The sequence below is a fragment of the Hymenobacter sp. CRA2 genome, assembly GCF_002007105.1.
Taxonomy (GTDB): domain Bacteria; phylum Bacteroidota; class Bacteroidia; order Cytophagales; family Hymenobacteraceae; genus Solirubrum.
In genome coordinates, this window is sequence record NZ_MVBC01000009.1 from 23,315 (window position 1) to 42,671 (window position 19,357).

General features: G+C 62.7%; 21 protein-coding genes. 6 read left to right on the forward strand and 15 right to left on the reverse strand.

Going from position 1 to position 19,357, the window contains the following annotated elements:
• Nucleotides 1-108: 108 nt before the first annotated feature.
• The 3 genes from B0919_RS14735 to ruvB form a co-directional block, all read right to left on the reverse strand.
• A complete protein-coding gene (locus B0919_RS14735; RefSeq protein WP_078013050.1) occupies nt 109-309 on the reverse strand; it encodes a helix-turn-helix domain-containing protein in 201 nt (66 codons plus the stop codon).
• A gap of 3 nt (nt 310-312) precedes the next feature.
• Nucleotides 313-840: a DUF2975 domain-containing protein gene (locus B0919_RS14740; protein WP_078013051.1), complete on the reverse strand. Its 528-nt coding sequence runs from the start codon at nt 838-840 to the stop codon at nt 313-315.
• 230 nt (nt 841-1,070) lie between these two features.
• Nucleotides 1,071-2,120 carry a Holliday junction branch migration DNA helicase RuvB gene (gene ruvB, locus B0919_RS14745; RefSeq protein WP_078013052.1) on the reverse strand — a complete coding sequence of 350 codons (1,050 nt, stop codon included), beginning with the start codon at nt 2,118-2,120 and terminating at the stop codon, nt 1,071-1,073.
• A 205-nt stretch (nt 2,121-2,325) separates the two neighbouring features.
• Between ruvB and B0919_RS14750 the strand changes: the two genes are divergently transcribed.
• Nucleotides 2,326-3,318, forward strand: a complete 993-nt coding sequence (locus B0919_RS14750) for a hypothetical protein (protein ID WP_139362150.1) — start codon at nt 2,326-2,328, stop codon at nt 3,316-3,318.
• A gap of 76 nt (nt 3,319-3,394) precedes the next feature.
• Here the strand turns inward: B0919_RS14750 and B0919_RS14755 are convergent, their stop codons facing one another.
• From B0919_RS14755 to B0919_RS14765, 3 genes are all read right to left on the reverse strand, one after another.
• Nucleotides 3,395-3,826, reverse strand: coding sequence for a hypothetical protein (locus B0919_RS14755; protein ID WP_078013054.1), 432 nt, complete (start codon nt 3,824-3,826; stop codon nt 3,395-3,397).
• Nucleotides 3,827-4,032: 206 nt separating this feature from the next.
• Entirely contained in the window at nt 4,033-4,362 is a 330-nt protein-coding gene (locus tag B0919_RS14760; protein WP_078013055.1) for an HIRAN domain-containing protein, read from the reverse strand.
• Nucleotides 4,363-4,407: 45 nt separating this feature from the next.
• Nucleotides 4,408-5,007: an acyl carrier protein gene (locus B0919_RS14765; RefSeq protein ID WP_078013056.1), complete on the reverse strand. Its 600-nt coding sequence runs from the start codon at nt 5,005-5,007 to the stop codon at nt 4,408-4,410.
• A gap of 80 nt (nt 5,008-5,087) precedes the next feature.
• On the opposite strand from B0919_RS14765, the gene B0919_RS14770 reads away from it, so the two are divergent.
• Nucleotides 5,088-5,549, forward strand: coding sequence for a DUF4268 domain-containing protein (locus B0919_RS14770; protein ID WP_078013057.1), 462 nt, complete (start codon nt 5,088-5,090; stop codon nt 5,547-5,549).
• Nucleotides 5,550-5,712: 163 nt separating this feature from the next.
• Here the strand turns inward: B0919_RS14770 and B0919_RS14775 are convergent, their stop codons facing one another.
• Together B0919_RS14775 and B0919_RS14780 are read right to left on the reverse strand one after the other, a co-directional pair.
• Complete coding sequence (locus B0919_RS14775; protein ID WP_078013058.1) at nt 5,713-6,342, reverse strand: hypothetical protein; 630 nt, start codon at nt 6,340-6,342, stop codon at nt 5,713-5,715.
• A 116-nt stretch (nt 6,343-6,458) separates the two neighbouring features.
• Nucleotides 6,459-7,691, reverse strand: coding sequence for an acyl-CoA dehydrogenase family protein (locus B0919_RS14780; protein ID WP_078013059.1), 1,233 nt, complete (start codon nt 7,689-7,691; stop codon nt 6,459-6,461).
• A gap of 169 nt (nt 7,692-7,860) precedes the next feature.
• Here B0919_RS14780 and B0919_RS14785 point away from each other — a divergent pair, with 169 nt between their 5' ends.
• Nucleotides 7,861-9,597 carry an APC family permease gene (locus B0919_RS14785; RefSeq protein ID WP_078013060.1) on the forward strand — a complete coding sequence of 579 codons (1,737 nt, stop codon included), beginning with the start codon at nt 7,861-7,863 and terminating at the stop codon, nt 9,595-9,597.
• Nucleotides 9,598-9,734: 137 nt separating this feature from the next.
• Here B0919_RS14785 and B0919_RS14790 read toward each other — a convergent pair whose 3' ends face one another.
• On the reverse strand, nt 9,735-10,451 hold the full coding sequence (locus B0919_RS14790; RefSeq protein ID WP_176133059.1) for a DUF2490 domain-containing protein: 717 nt from the start codon (nt 10,449-10,451) through the stop codon (nt 9,735-9,737).
• A gap of 95 nt (nt 10,452-10,546) precedes the next feature.
• On the opposite strand from B0919_RS14790, the gene aroC reads away from it, so the two are divergent.
• Complete coding sequence (gene aroC / locus B0919_RS14795; RefSeq protein ID WP_078013062.1) at nt 10,547-11,626, forward strand: chorismate synthase; 1,080 nt, start codon at nt 10,547-10,549, stop codon at nt 11,624-11,626.
• Nucleotides 11,627-12,154: 528 nt separating this feature from the next.
• A complete protein-coding gene (locus tag B0919_RS14805) occupies nt 12,155-12,568 on the forward strand; it encodes a winged helix-turn-helix domain-containing protein (RefSeq protein ID WP_139362151.1) in 414 nt (137 codons plus the stop codon).
• 3 nt (nt 12,569-12,571) lie between these two features.
• On the opposite strand, the gene B0919_RS14810 is transcribed toward B0919_RS14805, so the two are convergent.
• Nucleotides 12,572-13,939 carry an HTTM domain-containing protein gene (locus B0919_RS14810; RefSeq protein WP_078013065.1) on the reverse strand — a complete coding sequence of 456 codons (1,368 nt, stop codon included), beginning with the start codon at nt 13,937-13,939 and terminating at the stop codon, nt 12,572-12,574.
• Between the two features lie 215 nt (nt 13,940-14,154).
• Between B0919_RS14810 and B0919_RS14815 the strand changes: the two genes are divergently transcribed.
• Nucleotides 14,155-14,778 carry a NifU family protein gene (locus tag B0919_RS14815; protein ID WP_078013066.1) on the forward strand — a complete coding sequence of 208 codons (624 nt, stop codon included), beginning with the start codon at nt 14,155-14,157 and terminating at the stop codon, nt 14,776-14,778.
• 186 nt (nt 14,779-14,964) lie between these two features.
• On the opposite strand, the gene B0919_RS14820 is transcribed toward B0919_RS14815, so the two are convergent.
• Genes B0919_RS14820 through B0919_RS14840 form a run of 5 tightly spaced genes read right to left on the reverse strand, consistent with a single transcriptional unit; the run spans nt 14,965 to nt 19,216 of the window.
• On the reverse strand, nt 14,965-15,870 hold the full coding sequence (locus B0919_RS14820; protein ID WP_078013067.1) for a DUF5777 family beta-barrel protein: 906 nt from the start codon (nt 15,868-15,870) through the stop codon (nt 14,965-14,967).
• A 24-nt stretch (nt 15,871-15,894) separates the two neighbouring features.
• On the reverse strand, nt 15,895-16,476 hold the full coding sequence (locus B0919_RS14825; protein ID WP_078013068.1) for a YceI family protein: 582 nt from the start codon (nt 16,474-16,476) through the stop codon (nt 15,895-15,897).
• A 15-nt stretch (nt 16,477-16,491) separates the two neighbouring features.
• Complete coding sequence (locus B0919_RS14830; protein WP_078013069.1) at nt 16,492-16,893, reverse strand: c-type cytochrome; 402 nt, start codon at nt 16,891-16,893, stop codon at nt 16,492-16,494.
• Between the two features lie 48 nt (nt 16,894-16,941).
• On the reverse strand, nt 16,942-18,633 hold the full coding sequence (locus B0919_RS14835) for a hypothetical protein (RefSeq protein ID WP_078013070.1): 1,692 nt from the start codon (nt 18,631-18,633) through the stop codon (nt 16,942-16,944).
• Nucleotides 18,608-19,216, reverse strand: a complete 609-nt coding sequence (locus tag B0919_RS14840) for an RNA polymerase sigma factor (protein WP_078013071.1) — start codon at nt 19,214-19,216, stop codon at nt 18,608-18,610. The genes B0919_RS14835 and B0919_RS14840 overlap by 26 nt, the downstream gene beginning before the upstream one ends.
• Nucleotides 19,217-19,357 lie beyond the last annotated feature (141 nt).

Below are 19,357 nucleotides of genomic sequence, written 5' to 3' on the forward strand. Positions count from 1 at the left end.
ACGGCAAAGGTCGGCAGCACACCGCGGTTTAGGGCTATTTAGCCCCAGCGGTGGCGGGCCTCGGGCCGGACAACACCCGGCAGCAGCTAGCAGTTTCGCCTAACTGAATCAGCGGCACTCCAGAATGTCGCCGGGCTGGCAATCCAGGGCCTTGCACAAGGCCTCGAGCGTGCTGAAGCGCACCGCCTTGGCCTTGCCCGTCTTCAGGATGGAGAGGTTAGCCAGCGTCAGATCCACCTTTTCTGAAAGCTCGCTCAGGCTCATCTTCCGCTGGGCCATTACCACGTCCAGGTTCACAACTATGGGCATGATTTATACCGTCAGGGCGTTTTCAGCCTGGATATCGGCGCCTTTCTGAAACACCCTAGCAATAAGGAAGATGATGCCGGCCAGCAATAGAAACTCCCCGCCCGGCCAGGTCAGCGCTTCCACGGCTCCGCTTTTCATCAGCCATTTAGAGTATCTGGCAGCACCCAGGCCCACTACCCCAGCCCCCAGGGCAACATGACTGATTTGAGTTATAAGGGCGGCTACTTCAGCACTAAAGGGCACGGCGAAGTCAAGTCTGCGAAATATCTGAATGACCAGATAAGCCATATACGCCTTAACTACCAGGAAATACACGATAAGCGATACTACGCCGGCGTAATGTGCTTCGCTATAGCTCTTGAGGGACAAGAGATTTAGCCCCATGGAGAGATTCTGCGCCCCCGCTGGGTTGCTGAACTTGCTCACCAGGAAAGAGATGAGCACGGACCCGATCTGGATGCAAAACCCAATAAAGAGCACCCAGAACACGACGTGCAGAATCTTCAGAACATGCGTCGAATCGGTTTTCATAGAAGTGTTGCGTTATACTGTTTCCCATCTGCTGACTCCCGATGGCAGAGGTGAAGAACTTCCTTTTAGCAACTTTCGATAAATTTTTATTGATTATCAATAAAAAATGAGATTAAATTCTGCTGTATGTCCCGATTGATAGAAATGCTCCTGCTTAGCAGCGGTGCCGACAAACGACAAGCGGCAGCTTACGAGTACCGTAAGCTGCCGCCTGAATGGTCGATTGATCTTTATTCCTGCGAAAACAGGTCTCCGGCTACGTTGCCGCGCAGGTGCTGGGGCAGCGGACGGCCGAGGTGAGTATACGCTTGCTCGGTAGCTTCGCGGCCGCGCGAGGTGCGCTTGATATAGCCTTCCTGGATCAGGAATGGCTCGTACACTTCCTCAATGGTTTCGGCTTCTTCTCCGCAGGCCGTGGCAATGGTGGTAATACCGACCGGCCCGCCTTTGAACTTGTCGATGATGGTCGACAGGATGCGCTTGTCCATGTCGTCGAGGCCTTGCGAGTCCACGTCGAGGGCGCTGAGGGCGAACTGGGCAATGTCGCGGGTGATGGTGCCGGTACCTTTGATCTGGGCGAAGTCGCGGGTGCGGCGCAGCAGGTTGTTGGCAATACGGGGCGTACCGCGCGAGCGGCGGGCAATTTCGAAGGCGGCGTCCTCGTGAATGGGCGTGCCCAGGATTTCGGCCGAGCGCTGCACGATGTCGGTCAGCAGCTTGGCGTCGTAGTACTCCAGGCGCGAGCTGATGCCGAAGCGGGCCCGCAGCGGCGCCGTGAGCATGCCCGAGCGCGTGGTGGCGCCGATGAGCGTGAAGGGCGACAACGAAATCTGCACGGAACGGGCGTTGGGGCCCGAGTCGAGCATGATGTCGATGCGGTAGTCCTCCATCGCCGAGTACAGGTACTCCTCCACCACCGGGTTCAGGCGGTGAATCTCATCGATGAAAAGCACGTCGTGCGGGTCGAGATTGGTGAGCAGACCGGCTAGGTCGGAGGGCTTATCGAGCACCGGCCCAGAGGTCATTTTGATGCCCGAGCCCAACTCGTTGGCAATGATGTGCGACAAAGTGGTTTTGCCCAGGCCGGGAGGCCCGTGCAACAGGACGTGGTCGAGGGCGTCGCCACGCTGTTTGGCCGCGGCCACGAACACGCGCAGGTTTTCCACGACTTTGGCCTGACCCGTAAAGTCGGCAAAGCTTAGCGGGCGCAGGGCCTTGTCAATGTCTTTGTCGGTGGCGCTCATGTGGTCGGAGTCACCGGTCAAATATGATTCGCGCATACGTGCAGAGGGGCGTAAAGCGGTAGTTTCAGTAGGTAAAGTAACACCACCAGCTGGCAAATCATTTCGCTAACGCGATATTTTTAGCCAAAAAGGTTAGGCAACACCACATATACTAACAGTATTAGCAATACAACGTTACTGTCTCCATCCCCATAAATGGCTCGAGTTTCGTACATTATTCGGCTTATCCCCCTGGATTTCAATGGCCGACTCACCTGACCACGACGCGGCGCTTCGCGCCATGCCGCCCGACTTATATGCTCAGCTAGCGCCTGTGCTCAATATTTGCGGCATGGCGTGCATGCAGCTTTTTGCCCGTCCGCACGACCCGCTGCCGCAGGAAATCACCGAGCTGACGGGCTTGGACATGGCCGAAACGCGGCTGATTACGGCCATACACAGTAATCAGGCTTTGGCGCGGCAGCTGCTGGAAGCTCCTGAGATGCTGTATGCCTTTCTGGTAGTGGGCCGCTTGGTGCTGACGAGCCCGTTGGCCAATACGGTGCTTGACTACCTGCAGCAGCAAACGTCGATGGGCGAGGCGGAAGTAGCCTCGCTGCGCCAGCATACCCTTAGCTTCGGAGCCGCCGTGGCGGAACTGATAGGCAGCTACCTTGCTGGCGGTGATGCAGAAGTAGGCGAAGAGCTCGACGGCCTTCGGCGGCAGGTGGAAAACGCGTTTCAGCAGCTGGCCGGCACGGCCACCGCGGTGGCCGTGCCGGCTGGCGCCGAGGTAGTAATGGAAACAGCCCTGACGGCCGTGCAGCTACGCATGATGCAGCTGGCCGTGACAATGCTGCTAAGGCTCCCCGGTTTGAGTGAGCATGCCTTCGCGCAGGCTTTGCCCAGCCTGCGCGCCTGCCCCCTGCCCGACGTAGCGGCCCTGCAACGGCGCCTGCGCGAAACGCAGCCCGACGAATACCTGACCTTCTCCCTGGCCGAGGTGGCGCTGCTGTATCAGGCATCCCAGGTGCTGGGCATGGTCTTGACTTCGCACCTCTTCGACGAACTGCTTATGGCTTCTTCCGTGCCCGGGGTAGCTGAAACGTTTAATGACGAGTCCACGCCCTACGTGCAGCTGATTTGCGGGCTGATTGAGGATTTCGTGGAGTTTGTGCAGGACAACTTCGACGACGAGCCGCTTATCGAAGCGGCCCGCACCGAAACGGCGGCCCTGGCTGATTTGCTGGTATGAAAACTCCACCGCGCCGGGCAGCCCGTTTCAGCGGCTGCCCGGCGCGGCAGATCCTTTTGCAAAAAGGCTGGCTGCGCTACACCTGACGGCCGGAGCGCGAACCGGCCTGGCCGCTTTGGCCATGGTCGGCGTCGTTGCGCTTATCGCCTTGTCCCTGGTGAGGGCCTTGTGCCGAGGGCGTACGCAGCTGGTCCTGGTGCGAGGTACCGGCGCCTTTGGTGCCGCCCTGGTCGCGGTTGGGGCTGGCCGTTTTATCGCCGACGCGGCCGCCGGGGCCGCCGTTGTTGCCGCCCGAGCCGGCCGTGGTTTTGGCTATGCCGTCGGAGGTGCCATCGTCGCCGATGGTGTTGAAGTCCTGGGTAGCGTCGCCGTCGTCCTGCGGGTCACGGTCGTGGTGGCGCTGGGGGTTGTTGCGGTCGGGCTGGTAGCGCGATTCGGGCGTGTCGCGGTAGTTCTGCTTGTCCTCTTCGCGCTGGTCGCGGTTGGTATTCTGGTTGTCGGTAGCCATGGCGGAAAAAAATGGATTGGTGATACCCGCCTATACGATAGACCTGCACGACCGGTGGCCTTAGCCACCAACGTAATCATCTATAGCTCAACCATTAGCATCCAAAAACCGTCTATACCAGCTGCCACCATAACCGAGCTTTTCGGCGGGAGTAGGCTCGTCCGCGCCCAAGCCTAGCTGGAGCTTGCCATAGGAGGTAATAGGTGCTATTCGTGCAGCAACACCTCGATGTTGAGGTACAGCCAGTCGTCTTCCCAGGACTTGTGGGTGAGGCGAGCCGTGAGGCGCTTGCCCGCGTCGAGCAGCCGGGCCACGGTTTCGTTGCGGCCTTCAGGCAGGTAGCCCAGCCACACGGCGCCGGCTTCGGGCAGGGTGTGCACCTGCACGGCCCAGTCGTCAAAAGTGCTATCGGCCTCGCGGCGCAGCTCCAAAGGTTGGTTAATCTTCAGGTTGGGCTCGTGCTCGGCGAGGTTGTCACGGTGCGAGGTACCGGCAACGAGGCATTCGAGGACAACGAGCGGAGCGGCTTGGGGCATGGCGAAAGGTCTTAGCGGCTGCAAAATAGCAATCCGGGCGGCTTCTCAGTCCATGCCCAGGTCATGGGTGATGCTGTCCGGCGGGCGGATTTCCCAGATGTCGTGGCCGGAACGCTCGGCCACGATGCCCGTGACGATGCGTAACACGTCGTAGGCCAGCGCCACGTCGGGCCCGTGGTAGAAGCGCGGGTAGTTCAGCGACACCGTCCAGTCGACTAAGTCGCCTACGGTAGCTTGGCGCCAGTCAACCCACCGCTCGGGCTGCGCCCTAAACAGCCGGCCCAGCCAAGAGGCAGCCGGCAGCTGGGGGTCGGTGAATTCGGGAACCCGCCAGCCGGTGCGCCCGGCCACCCCGGCTAACAGCGGCCGCCAGTTGGCCGCCGTGGTGGGCAGCAGCTTGGTCAGGGGTATATGAGAATCGGGCCGGCGAGCCAGGCGCAGGGCGGCCTGCAATTCCCGGCGGATGGTGGCGTGACAGCCCTGCTGAATACGCGAGGGGGTAGTGGCGTCGCAGCCGCCGCGCAGCCGGCACACGCCGTCGGCAATCTGCTGCACGGTGCCCATTTGCTCGGCTTCGGTATCAGGAATCGAGAAGCCAAAAAAGTCTTCGACAGCAACAATCAACTCAACGGTATCGAGGCCCATAGACGCGGAATAACAATCGGGACCCAACTTACGGCGTATAGCCTAGTACCTACCTTCGCGCCCCGCTTCTCCCCTTTCCCATGTACAGCAAAACCGAAGCCGCGCAGCTGCGGCAGGCCTTTTGGACGGCTTTTGGCCAATATATGCAGCCGGTACCCAATGCCGAAGGCCTGCCCACCAACTGGGTCAACTACAAAACCGGCCTCAAGCACGTGTACTTCCGCCTGCACGCCGATACGCGCCGCGCCACCGTCAGCATCGACATCACGCATGCCGACGCGGGCCTACGGGAGCTGTTTTTCGAGCAGTTTCGGGAGCTGTGCACCATGCTGGAAGAAACCACCGGCGAAACCTGGATCTGGGAAGCCGACTCGGCCGACGAATACGGCAAGCCCATCAGCCGTATTTATCAGGAGCTGACGCCGGTGAATATGTTCAGCCGTGAGGACTGGCCCCGGCTGATTTCGTTCTTTAAGCCGCGCATTGTGGCCCTGGACGAGTTCTGGAGCACGGCGCAGTACGCGTTTGACGAGCTGCGCTGAGTCGGGCCGGTTGGCCCGGAGCGTGGCTAAGAGAATCAGCTGCACCGCCAAGGTTGGCAAGTGGGCCGATAATCACTCATTTCACTAGCAGCACCTATATACACTCCGAGCCGTGTACCTGCTGAAAAAGCGCTGAGTAGTGGCTCCAGGCTGAATAACAGCGCTAATACTCCACCATCATCAGTTCCCGTTCCCAGCGCCAGACTGCCCCGTTTTTGCGGTATACCGCCACCGTGTAGCCGTTGTAGTTGCTGCCGACGGCAACCAAGGCGCGGCGCCGGTCCCGGGTAAAGACGATGCGGCTGATATGGTATATGCTCTGATTGCCGTAGCGCTGCAGCAGCGTGTCGCCGAGCCAGGGGCGGGCCTGCCAGCCCAGCCGCTTGCGCAGCGCGTTGAGGGTATCTAGGGGCACCACATGCACCCAGGGCAACTTGATCCGGACTTGCCGGAAGACGAAGCTTGCCGCCGTTGGCAGTTGCTGGCGCATGTAGGCCAGGTCGGCGGGGCTGAAGTAGCGGGGGGTTAGCTCCTGCTCGTCGCGGGCGGAGTCGGCGGCGCTGGATGAGCACAGCAGGCCTTTGCACCAGGCCACGCCCGACCGGTCTTGCAGCAGCAGACGCACGGCGGGGGTGTCATTGGGCGTGGGCCGCTGCCATTGGTACTTGCCGTTAGCGCCGCGCTTGTACCACGTCTGGGCCTGAGGCCGCAGCTCATTCAGAATGCTGTGCGTCAGCTCGTACACCAGCCGCTCGGGTACAGGCGACTTTTGCCCCAGGGCTGCGCTGCTCAATAGCAGACAACAGCCTGTCAGCCGCTTTTGCATAAGCTGAATCAACGCCATAACTTCTGAAACGGAAAACGGCCGCCCTATGCGGGACGGCCGTTTTGATTGAACTGTATCAGCGCTTACTTAAACGCCTGAATCCCGGTAATATCCGCCCCGGTAATAAGCAGGTGAATGTCGTGGGTGCCTTCGTAGGTGATGACCGACTCCAGGTTCATCATGTGGCGCATGATGGGGTACTCGCCCGTAATGCCCATGCCGCCGTGAATCTGCCGGGCTTCGCGGGCTACGTGCAGAGCCATATCTACCGAGTTGCGCTTAGCCATGCTGATCTGGGCCGAGGTGGCTTTGCCGGCGTTTTTGAGCATGCCGAGGCGCCACACCATCAGCTGAGCTTTGGTAATCTCGGTAATCATTTCGGCCAGCTTCTTCTGCTGCAGCTGGAAGGAGGCAATGGGCTTGCCGAACTGCTCGCGCTCCAGCGAGTATTTCAGGGCCGATTCGTAGCAGTCAATGGCCACGCCGATGGCGCCCCAGGCAATGCCGTAGCGGGCCGAGTCGAGGCAGCCGAGCGGCCCCTTGAGGCCTTCCACGTTGGGCAGCAGGTTTTCCTTGGGCACCTTCACGTTGTCGAACACCAGCTCGCCGGTGATGCTGGCGCGCAGGCTCCACTTGTTGTGAATTTCGGGGGCGGTGAAGCCTTCCATGCCTTTCTCCACGATAACGCCGCGGATGCGGCCGTTGTCGTCCTTGGCCCACACCACGGCCACTTGGCTCTGGGGCGAGTTACTGATCCACAGCTTGGCGCCGTTGAGCAGGTAGTAGTCGCCCATGTCCTTGATGGTGGTGACCATGCCGCCGGGGTTCGAGCCGTGGTCGGGCTCGGTGAGGCCGAAGCAGCCCAGCCACTCGCCGGAGGCCAGCTTGGGCAGGTACTTGCGGCGCTGCTCCTCGGAGCCGTACTGGTAGATGGGGTACATCACCAGCGAGCCTTGCACCGAGGCGGTAGAGCGCATGCCAGAGTCGCCGCGCTCAATTTCCTGCATGATCAGGCCGTAGCTGATGTAGTCCAGCCCGCCGCCGCCGTACTCGGTGGGAATGGTGGGGCCGAAGGCGCCTACCTCACCAAACTTGCGCACGATTTCCGACGGGAAGTGCGCCTGCTGGGCCCACTTCTCGATGTTGGGGCTGATTTCCTTCTTGACGAAGTCGCGGATGCTCTGACGGATGAGCTTGTGCTCCTCGGTCAACAGGTCGTCGATGTCGTAGTAATCGGTGAAACCAGCGGCGTTGAGGGAGCCTTTGTTGCGTTGGACCTGCGCTTTGGGCGAGAGGACGTCGGCCTGGGAGGACATAAGCAAGTGAGTTGGGATGGGAAGCTCAAAGATAAACGTTTCGGAATGCTTACGGGTGCCCTGCTCAGCACGCTTGGGGCGGCGCCTCAATGGTTTTGTAGCCTAAATTCATCTTCGCGGGCGCCGTCTGCGTAGCCTAGCCACTTGCTTTCCTTTACCGCGTCTGCTCATGAGCACCCACACCAAGCTGAACGAACTGGAAGCCACGGCTATCTGCGGCAACGATATATCCTCCTCGTGCCTGTACGTGTCGGCGCTGGCCATTACTTACGCCGGGCAATACGCCTGGCTGGCCCTGCTGCTGGTGGCGGCGGTGCTGTTTCTGTTTCGCAAAATCTACGGTGAAGTGGTGGGTGCGCTGCCCCTCAACGGCGGGGCCTACAACGTACTGCTCAACACCACCAGCAAGAGCAACGCCTCCCTGGCCGCGGCCCTGACCATCCTTTCGTACATGGCCACGGCGGTGATTTCGGCCAGCGAAGCCATGCACTACCTGCACGCGCTGTGGGCGCCGCTGCCCGTGCTGCCGGCCACCATGGCCCTGCTGGGGCTGTTTCTGGTACTAACGCTGCTGGGCATGTCGGAATCGGCCAAGGTGGCGCTGGTGATTTTTCTGGTGCACCTGGCTACGCTGCTGCTGCTGGTGGGCGCGGCCACGTGGTACCTGGCCACGCACGGGCTGGGCACGCTTAAGCTAAACTTCCACGCTCCGGTGCGCGGCAGCATCGCCACGGCGCTATTCTATGGCTTCAGCGCGGCGCTGCTGGGTATTTCGGGCTTCGAAAGCTCGGCCAACTTTGTGGAAGAACAGGCTCCCGGCGTGTTTCGCAAGACGCTGCGCAACATGTGGGTAGTGGTGAGCTTCTTCAACCCCGTGCTGGCGCTGCTGGCCGTGGGCGTGCTGCCGCTCGTGACGGTGGGCCAGCACACCGAAACGCTCCTCTCCTACCTCGGGCAGGTGGCCGGAGGCCGGTGGCTGGCCGCACTCATTTCCATCGATGCCGTAGCCGTGCTCAGCGGGGCCGTGCTTACCTCCTTCGTGGGCGTGAGCGGGCTGATGAAGCGCATGGCCCTGGACCGCATCTGGCCGCAGGCCTTCCTGAAGGAAAACCGCCGCGGCAGCAACTACATCATCCTGCTGAGCTTCTTCCTGCTTTGCGTGAGCATCCTGCTCATCACGCGCGGGCAGCTCGGGCCCTTGGCGGGCGTGTATACTATTTCGTTTCTCTCCGTCATGGCGTTTTTTGCCATCGGCAACTTCCTGCTGAAGGGCAAGCGCCGCCGCCTGCCGCGCCCCGAATACGCCACCATACTGACGGTGTTTCTGGCGCTGCTGGGCGTGGTGGTGGGTTTGTTCGGCAACATCAAGCTGCACCCCGACTACCTGGTGGTGTTTCTGGAATACTTCGTGCCCACCATGCTGCTGGTGGTGGTAATGCTGGAGCGCGTGGCCATCCTGCGGCTGGTGCTGCACGGTATTCAGTCGCTATCAGAGCGCTACGGTAGCTGGTCGCGCTTCGGGCGGCTGACGGTGCGCCGGCTGCTGCGCGAGCTGAACCAACAGGAATTCGTGTTTTTCACCAAGGGCGACAACGTGTCGAACCTCAACAAGGTCATGGCTTACGTGGTGGAAAACGAATTCACCAACCGACTGAAAATCGTGACCCTGCTCAACCCCGGCGAGCAGGTAGCGCCCGAGCTCATCAACGACGTGCGCGTGCTCGACCGCGCCTATGAGCAGATTGAGGTGGACTTTGTTATTCGGGAGGGCCGGTTTGGCCCCGAGCTGATCGAAGAGCTTTCCGCGGAGTGGGGCATTCCGAAGAACTTTATGTTTATCGGCTCGCCCGGCAACCAGTTTCCCTATCAGCTCTCGGAGCTGGGCGGCGTGCGGCTGATTTTGTGAGGAGGTGAGGTCCGTCAGGTCGAGCTTGTCGAGACACCTCGCCGGATAGTAAATACCTCATTAAGGCTTCTCTCAGAAGTCAGCCCGCGAGAATGTCTTGATTCCTCGCTTGATGCGCGACAAGCTCGACCTGACAGTCAATGGTCTTGCGTCCGGCGCAGATCCAGGTTGTAGGTCAGGGCCAGGTACAGGGTGTGGTGTAGCTCATATACCTGCCCGTCGTCGTGGGCTTTGACGTGGTACATGTACCCCAGCTCAGCGGCCGCGGCTTGGGTAAACTGCCGGCCTAGCGCGCTGTACAGGCGGTTTTGGTCGAAGGCATGTTGCACGTGGTGGCCGAAACCCAGGAACACCTCGTCGTAAGCCGTCAGGTACCACTCGTGCGCATCGACGCGCCGGCCCCGCAAGGGCAGCTGCACGCTGAACTGGTAGCGGGCGCGGTTTTCGTACGTGGGGCCAGCTTCACCTTCGCCCCGAATCCAGCGCTGCTCCAGGCGGTAGCGGTGCCCGAGGGCCAGCCGGCCCAGCGTATCGGTCAGCTGCACTTCCTCGTAGCTGCGGTGCTCCCAGCTATTGCCTTCCGGAAACTCCCCATAAGGGTAGGTGCGCAGAAAGGTGTAGCCAGCGGCCGTCTGCCACTTGTCAGACCAGTGCTGATTCAGGCCCAGCCGCAGGAGCAGCTGCTGACGCCGGGGCCCGAGGTCGGCGCGGCGCAACTGACCCTCCGTGTGCACGCCCCAGAAATCGGTCAGGCGGTGGTCGCCGGTGTAGTTGTACCAAGCCTGGAAGGCGCGGTCGAAGCGGCGCGGCGGGGCGGTTTGGGCCCGCACCATCGGGCCAAGGCCTAACAGCACAAGCAATAACAGGCAACAACGGCAAAGGCAGAGCATACCGGCTCCTATACGGAGCGAGGTGCGTCGGCGCCCATCTAGCGTCTACCTTTGCGCGCATGAGCAATTCCTACGGCACCCTGTTTCGCATCAGCACCTTCGGCGAGTCGCACGGCCCCGGCATCGGCGTAATTATCGATGGCTGCCCGGCCGGCTTGGCCGTGGACGTAGCCGACATTCAGCGGGACCTGGACCGCCGCCGCCCCGGGCAGTCGGACCTGACCACGCCGCGCGCCGAGGCCGACCAGGTGGAGGTGCTGTCGGGCCTGTTTGAGGGCCGGAGCACGGGCACGCCCATTGCTCTGCTGATTCGCAACCAGGACCAGCGCAGCCACGATTACTCGCACATTCAGCACGCTTACCGGCCGTCCCACGCCGATTATACCTACGACCAGAAATACGGCCACCGCGACTACCGCGGCGGAGGCCGCAGCTCGGCCCGTGAAACGGCCGCGCGCGTGGCGGCCGGCGCCGTGGCCATGCAGTTTTTGCAGCAGCAAGGCATCACGGTGCAGAGCTACGTGTCGCAGGTGGGCGCAGTGGCCGTGCCCGTAGGCTACGAGCAGCTAGATCTGTCCCTCATCGATACCAACCCGGTGCGCTGCCCCCACCCCGACACCGCCGAGCGCATGGCCGAGCTGATTCGCCAGACCCGGGACCGACACGACACCGTGGGTGGCCTGGTAACGGGCGTGGTGCGGGGCGTACCGGCGGGCCTGGGCGAACCGGTGTTCGACAAGCTGCACGCCGAGCTGGGCAAGGCCATGCTGAGCATCAACGCCGTGAAGGGCTTCGAATACGGCTCGGGCTTCGCCGGCACGCTGCTGTTTGGCTCGGAGCACAACGACCAGTTTTACACGGATGAAGCCGGGCAGGTGCGTACGCGTACCAACCACAGCGGCGGCATTCAGGGCGGCATCAGCAACGGGCAGGATATCTACTTCCGCGTGGCCTTCAAGCCGGTGGCCACTATCCTGCAGCCCCAACAGACCATCGACGACCAGGGCCAGAGCGTCGAGCTGGCCGGCCGCGGCCGCCACGACCCGTGCGTACTGCCCCGCGCCGTGCCCATCGTGGATGCCATGACCGCGCTGGTGCTGGCTGATATGCTGTTGCGGGCGCGCACGAGCCGGGTGTAGCGCCGACCTATCAGGCTGGAGGCAAGCTAAGTACTCGTGCAATAGTGTCTGAACGTCATGCTGAGCGAAGCCGAAGCATCTCTACCGCTTCGTTGCGCCTCACGTTGCGCCTCACCCCCCGGCCCCCTCTCCGAAGAGGAGAGGGGGAACCGGACGAAGCACGATGCCTAATGGGCTACGCTTAATGCTAACGGCCCTGTAAACTAGGCCGCAAAGCAAGTAAACCGGACCGATCAGGAACCTTATCGGACCGATATAAGACCATTTCGGACCGGATATGTGGTAAGCTGGACCGCTCGGGTGGTAAGAGGGGTCGGCTACGTACCAAGCCAGGTCGAATAGTTAGCAAACTGGACCGTAATCGGACTAAGCTGAACCGGCCGGATGCTAAGCTGGGTCGGCCAAGCGCTAAGCCGGACCGGCAGACGGCTAACCGAAGTCGGTTTGGGAGTACACCGGGGAGGCGGCCCATTGTGCAAGCAGGCAAAAGCGCTTAAGTTGACGCTTAATCCTATTCTTATCCTGCTGATGCTTCCTGAATCTGCTCCCGCTTCTCTGGTCGAGCGTTTTGCCGAGCGCGTAATCCGGCGCGACCAGCCCCCACAACCCGACCCGCAACGCTTCGAGCCACCTCAGGTAGCCGCCCGTGTGGGCCGCCACCTACGCGCCCGCCTGGCCTTGCCCACTGACCACCAGCTCCCGGTGCTGGTAGCCGTGTGCCTGGCTCTGATGGAGCAGCCGGCCTGTGCCACCTCGGCCCTTGCGCAGGCGGCAGGCGTGCGGCGCCCCGCCGCCAACCGCGCCGCCATGCGCCTGCAGCGCGCCGGTCTCACCGATGATTACTGGGAGGGCCACTACCATTATTACCAGCTCACCCGCACCGGCGAGGACTGGCTGCTGGCCGTGGTGCAGGACACGCTGCCGGAGCCAGCGCCGCGCTAGCCCCTACCGCACCGGCCCGGGCAGTACCCAGGCGTAGTGGCCCCAGCCGCGCCGCTGCGCGAGCAGGTTCAGCTCGGGGCTAACCAAGGGCTGCGGTGGGTGGCCGTTCAGGCTGACCTGGGAGTCGCAGTAAACGGCTACGGGCTGCAGGCCGCGCCGCCGGTAGTCCTGGGCCAGTAGTTGGGCAAACTGCAGGAGCATGTCCGGGTTGTCGGTGAGCTTGCGCAGCTGGTTGTGGGTGAGGTAGTCCTCGGGCAGCACTACTTCCTCGCGGCCATTGGGCAGGCGCACGCGGAAACGGGCCGTGCCGTCCTTGGTGCGCAGCATCAAGTGCCAGCTGAAGCGGTGGCCTTCCTCGGTCCAGTGCGCGTCGGCCGGGTACAGGAAGTGGCGCAACGGAATCAGTACCTGCAGCAACACAAATACGCCCAGGCCGATAAGCACCCAGCGCTGGGCCGGTGTATCGGCCGGTTCCGGTGCGGGAGCCTCGGCTGGTGCCTGGGTGGCGGGAGCTGGCACACGCGTGCGAAACCAACGACCAACGAAGCCGGGCAGGCGGCGCGGGAAATCGGGGGCGAAGAACAGGCTGGTGAGCAGCAAGGCCGCCCATGGGAAGGTGCCCAAGCCGAATATCACCACGTTGGTGAGGTGAAACAGGGCAGCCCAGGCAAAGCCCCAGACCCTGGTGCGGCGCCACAGCAGCAGCGGCACCACCAGCGCGTCGAACAGGATGCCGCCGTAGCTCATGAGCCAGGCGGTGCTGGGTTGCGTCAGCAGCGGCCCCAGCACGGGGTAGTGCGCCTTGGCCGACAGCCACACCGTCAGGGGCCGGGCGGCCAGCCAGTCGGGGTTGAGCTTGGCCAGGGCGGCAAAGACGTACACCAGCCCGATCTGGAACAGCAGCACGGCGCGCGTCCAGGCCGGCACCGTGGCGGCGGGCGCCACCCGGCCAGCGCGCACATCGGCAGAGGCGGCGCGGTGGGCCGGCAGCACCGCCAGCACCGCCGCTACCAAGGCGTAGAGGTAGAAGTGGTTGATGTACTCGGTTTCTTCCAGCAGCAGCAGGGCCACGTAGCCGAGGCTGAGTACGGCGGCGGCCCAGCGGTAGCGCCAGCCCGCCGCTACCGCAATGCCCGCCGCGACAATGGCGGCGTAGATGATGTAGATAACCGTAGGCGGCGGGTGCGGCAGCCACTCCCAGCCCACGTAGCGCAGGTGAAAGCGCGGCTCGGTGTAGTTGCGCACACGCCCCCACACGAAAGCGCCGCCGTGCTCCAGCGCCAGCAAAAACCCGGCACCCAGCCGCAAATACACCAGCCAGGCAATATCAACCGGCCGAAACAACGCACGAACAAGGCGAACAGGCAGCATGCCGGTACCTACGGGCTTCGCCTACCCAGGGGTTAGGTCCGGGCCCGACCAGCGCCTCCGGTTTCCGGTTGGTCACCGGCGCTGCGGCCTGCTTTGCGGCGCGGCGGTGGGGGCTTTCTGCTACCTTTGCAACCAGCAGGCCCTCGTTGCGGTTATACACCATATCCGCTTTCCGGCGGCCTTCCCTTGCGTCTCTAAGCAGCACAGTCTCAATCATGAATACTTCCGCCCCCACCGGCTCGGTGTCGATTTACGCCGAAGCCTCCCCGAACCCCGAGTCGATGAAGTTCGTGCTCAACACCCAGCTCGTGAGCGACGGGGTGAGCGTGGATTACCCCGACGCCGAAGCCGCCGCCAACTCGCCGCTGGCCCAGGAGCTGTTTAAGTTCGACTACGTGAGCCGCGTGTTCATCGCCCAGAACTTCGTAACGGTGACCAAGTCTTCGGACCTGACGTGGACGCACCTGATTCCGGAGCTTCGCACCTTCCTGAAGTCCTACGTGGAGTCGGGCGGGCCCATCTTCCTCGTTGATCCGGCCCAGGAGCAGCGCGCCGCCCAGCAGGCTGCCAGCGCCAACCACTCGGAAGAGGACCAGGCCACGGCCCAGAAAATCATCGACCTGCTCGACAACTACGTGCGCCCCGCCGTGGAGCAGGACGGTGGCAACATCACCTTCAAGAGCTACAACGAAGGCGTGGTGACGGTAAACCTGCAGGGCTCCTGCTCGGGCTGCCCCTCGGCCACGGTTACCCTGAAGTCGGGCATCGAAAACCTGCTCAAGCGTATGGTGCCCGAAGTACGCGAAGTAGTAGCCGAAGGCGTAACGGCCGGCTTCTAAATCACGGATTTAGACGGATTTTGTGGACGATCATAGAGCCGAAGCTGAAAAGCTTCGGCTCTTTTGTTTCCTGCTGGGCCTGGCGGGTATAAATGCGACAGCCCGACCGCAAGGTCGGGCTGTTTGGTACGGTAGGTAATCGTCCACAAAATCCGTGTAATCCGAAAAATCCGTCTAAATCCGTGATTAGTGGTTCAGGCCGAAGGAGCGGCTGATGTTGAAGCCGAAGAAGATGTCACCGTTGAAGAAGTCGCCCGTGGTGCGCGGAATGAACAGCGGGTCGACCATGCCCTGGGCGTTGGTGAAGTGCAGTTGAAACACGTGCCCGCCGGTTTCGATGTCGAAGCCGATGGCCAGTGGGTTGCGGGCCTGCCGGGCGGTTTCCTCCGACAGCACGTAGTAATACTCGGCCGTGACGGCAATGCGGCGGGTGAGCTTCTGACGAATGGCGCCGCCCACGGCATACACGTCGTTGTCGTCGGTGGGCAGCGGCACCAGGTTGCGGTGCACCAGCGTGGGCATGAGCTGCACCGAGAGGCTGGGGCTGAACTTGCGCGCAATCAGGGCCTGGTAGCTGTAGGCCATGCGGGAGGCCGTGCTGCGCTCGGCCCCGACGGGGTACTTGAGCGTGCTGATGGTGCTGTTGCCCAGCAGCGTAAGCGACACCGGCATGGCGCGCACGCCCGTGTGCTGCCGCAGCGCCCGGTACTTCACGAAGCCGTCGAAGGTCTTATCCAGGGAGCTGCGCCCGATGCCCACGGCCAGCCGGTCGTTGATGCCGTACTCCAGCCCCAGCCGGATGGTGGCCTGGTCGAGGCCGAAGAAATTGTAGGTGCCGCTGTTGAGCTGCCCGAAGCGGTGCCCGATCAGGAATATCATCGAGCCCTTGGCGGGCGTTTCGATGGATTGCCCGTTGACGATGCGCGTGCCCTTGAAGGTGGCGGTGGTAAAGTCGGGCTGGGCGTCGGTCTTGGTTTGCTGCTCCAGCTGCTGCAGCAAATCATCCTGCGCGGCGGCGGGCAGGCTCAGCCCGAGCAGCAACGCGCCGCCCAGGAGCAGCAGGCGGAAAAGTGCGGAGTAAAAAGTGGCCATGGAGAGAAGGGAAAGCCGCATGGGTTAGCGCGGCGTCTGGGAAGAAACCGGCGGGGCAATCTGCGGAGCGCACACGGCGTACACCGTAATGGCCACCGACTTGGCAATGTGCTCCTTCACCAGCGAAGGAATTTCAATCTTGTAATCGGCTGGCGCCACGCTGAACTTGGCCTTGGCCACCAGTTGCTTGTCGAGCATTTCCAGCGTGCCCGGCGCCTTGATGTGGCGCTTCACGCCGTGGATGGTCAGGTCGCCCTCCACCTCCACGGGCACCACGCCCTGGGCGGGCAAGCCGTTTTCGGGCAGGTTCAGGATGCGCCCGCTGAAGGTGGCGCGCGGAAATTTCTCCGACTCCACGAAGTTCTCGTTGAAGTGCGCCTGCATCAGCCCGTCGGGGAAAACAAACTCCTTCATGTTGGCCACGAAGGCTACCTGTTGGCTCAGCAGGTCGACGGCCGCCGTCACCTGGGTATTCTTGGCGCTGATGTCCTCCAGCGGGGCGTCGGAGAAGAAGTCGATGGAGGCGGAGCGCGTGGTATAGCGCTGCTGCGCGAGCAGCGGTAGGCTGAGCAGCAGGGCGCCCAGCAACGGAAACAGGCGTTTCATGGTTGGTCGGTGGGGTTAGTTATCGGGCATGCCGGCGCGCACCCAGGTTCGGACTTTATTGATGTCGCACTCCGAGAGCTTGGGCTCGTCGTAGGGCATGGCGGGGTAACCAGGCTTGTGCTGAATCACGCCGAGCAGTTGGCCGGTGCGGCCCAGGGTCTGCACATCGTGGTGGCTGCCGACGAGCACGCCGGCCTCGCGGCGGGTGGCGCCGTGGCAGCGCTGGCAGTGCTGGGCCAGCAGCGGCGCGATGGTGCCCGCGTAGGTCACGGCGGTGGTGTCGCAGCTGACCAGCTGCGGGCCGAACAGCTCTTCTTCGTTTTGGTAGGAGCAGCCGCCCGTACCCAGCCAGGCACTAGCAGCCAGTGCCGCCCACGCCGCCCAGGCGGCGGCGCGCGGCAGATGCCGTAAATCCATAGTTGTAAGCTGTGGCCGGGCGTCAGCCCGGCGCGGTGGAAAAGAAGGCTAGAGGCCGTATTTCAAGCCCAGGAACACGCCGCCGCTGCTCAGCCGCACGCTGCCTGCGCCCACGCCGCCCAGCGGCAGCTTCAGGAAGGGCTCGGCCTGCGCGCTCCAGCGGGGTGAGAGTTGGTATTCGTAGCCAGCGGAAATATTCACCACGCTGAAAGGGTGGTTTTTCCCATTTTTCACGCCCCAGCTACGGCTATAGATGTAGCCGTTGGTGCGGTACGTGTACTTGTACAGCTCATCGCGCATCAGCAGCGACGACGCCCCCGCGCTGCCAAACACGCGCCCGCGCACCCCTTGCCACACGTCGAAGCGCAGGTTGACGGGAATATCGGTGATGCGGCAGGCGGCATCGATGCGCTCCACGGGGTAGGACGGCGGCCACGCAAAGGTGTAGTCGGAGCCGTGGGCGTAGTAATACTTCATGGAGCTCAGCAGGCCCACGCTCACGCGCAGCCGCGGAGTCAGCAGGTACTCTACCTGAATGCCCGCGCTGCGGCCCGGCCGCGTGAAGCCGGCGTGGTGCACGGTGCTCAACTCCGGCGCGTACAGGCCCGTGATGAACACCCGCGAAGGCGTCGAGGGGCGCCGCGGGCGTACCGGCGCGGTGCCCATCAGAGCTTCCGGCAGTGCTTCGGCCTCGGTGAGCAAGGCTGTGGGTAGCGTTGCCAGGGTTTCGGCTGCTCCAGCCGCAGTTGCTTCGTTCGCAGCTGCTGAGGCCGGGCTCGTTTCCTGCACCGCGGCTTCCGGACCTGCGGATGTAGCAGCTTGAGCAGAAGCCGATGTGGATTCCTGGCCGGGCATTGGTTTTGCGGCTGGCTGGTCCGGTGCGCTGTTGGCAGCTACACTTGTTGGGCCTTCAAGGGCTACCCGTGCTGCCGGCTTCCGGCCATCCATTGCGGCCCGGGTTACGGCGGGTTGCTGCGAGGTGGCTGCTACGGCCGCCGTGCCCGAAACTGCCCCTTGCTCACGCTTCGTGCGGTTACCTGGTTTGCGCCGGGCGCCTCTCTCCTGCCCTACTGCCTCGGCCACGGCCGCGCTGATGAACTGTTCGCGGGCGGCGGCCCAGGCTGCTTGCGTCCGACGTGTATGCCGCGGCGCCGCGGCATCACTTGCCTCAGCAGCCTGCCCAGGCTCGGGCAGACGAATCGTCACGGCCGCCGGGGCCAGCCCCAGGCCAGGCCGCACCCGGATGCCTTGCGCCGACTTTTTCGCGCCAACGCCCGCTGATACGCCTGTTTCTGTTTCCGCAGCTTCAGCGGTAGCGTTGCGGTCGGGCATACTTACCGCGGCGGCTGCTTGGCCCGGTACAGCAGCGGCCGGGCTTATGCGAGTTGGATCGGCGGCAGCTACGCGGCTATTCGGCGCCTGCCCGCTGGCCTGGCCTACTCGGTGCGCCGTACTGGCGCCTGATGGCTGATTGATGGCCGTTCGGGCGGCAGCTTCAGGCTCACCAGAGCCGGTGTACTGGCGGTAGCCAGCCCAGATGAGCAGTACCAGGGCCACGACGGCCATTTCGGCCGCGAACAGGCGGGCCACCTTACGGTTGACCAGCTGCTGCACGTGGGCCGCGTCCAGCTTCTGCTCCATGCGCGACCACGCCCCCAGGTTCAGCTCATCGGGGTAGTGCTCAGCGCCCTGCCGGAACAGCGCGTCGAGTTCCTCATCCGATAGTTCCGGCGTATGCATGGTGGCGGTTCTTAAAAAGCAAGGTCTTGAGGTGAGCCCGTGCCTTGGAAAGGTTGGACTTGGAGGCACCAACGGAAATACCCAGCTGCGCGGCTATTTCCTCGTGCGTGTACCCGTCGATGACGTACAGGTTGAACACGGCCCGGTAACCGGGCGTGAGCTGGCTGACCAGCGTGATGATTTCGTCGTAGCTCAGCGCGTCCAGCGCCGTGTAGTGGTCGTCGGCATACTGCAGGGCGGGCGTCTCGTCGATGGACTGCTGGTGGCGATGTTTTTCGGTGGCGCGGTACTGGTCGATAGCGGTGTGAATCATGATGCGCTTCAGCCACCCCCGGAAGGTATTGCTCAACTGCTCGTACTTGCCCGTGTCGAAGCGGGCGACGTCCTTGAATACCTTCATAAAACCGTCGTTGACGGCTTCCATGGCTTCGTCGCGGGTGCGGGCGTAGCGCAGGCAAATGCTCATGGCGTAGCTGTAGTACAGCAGGTACAGCCGGCGCTGGCTGCCGCGGTCGGCACGCTGGCACCCGGCCAACAGGCCAAGAAGCAAAGCGGGGTCGTGGTCGGGCTGAGCGGTGGGCACGGCGGCGGTAGTGGTGTTACATCTGGCAACTCGCCGGCTGCCGGATAAATGGTTGCTTGATAATTCATAAAAAGATAGAAAAAGATGTAGCTACATGAAAATCAGCGCCAAAATAAAGTCCAAGGCCGCTAACCCACTAAA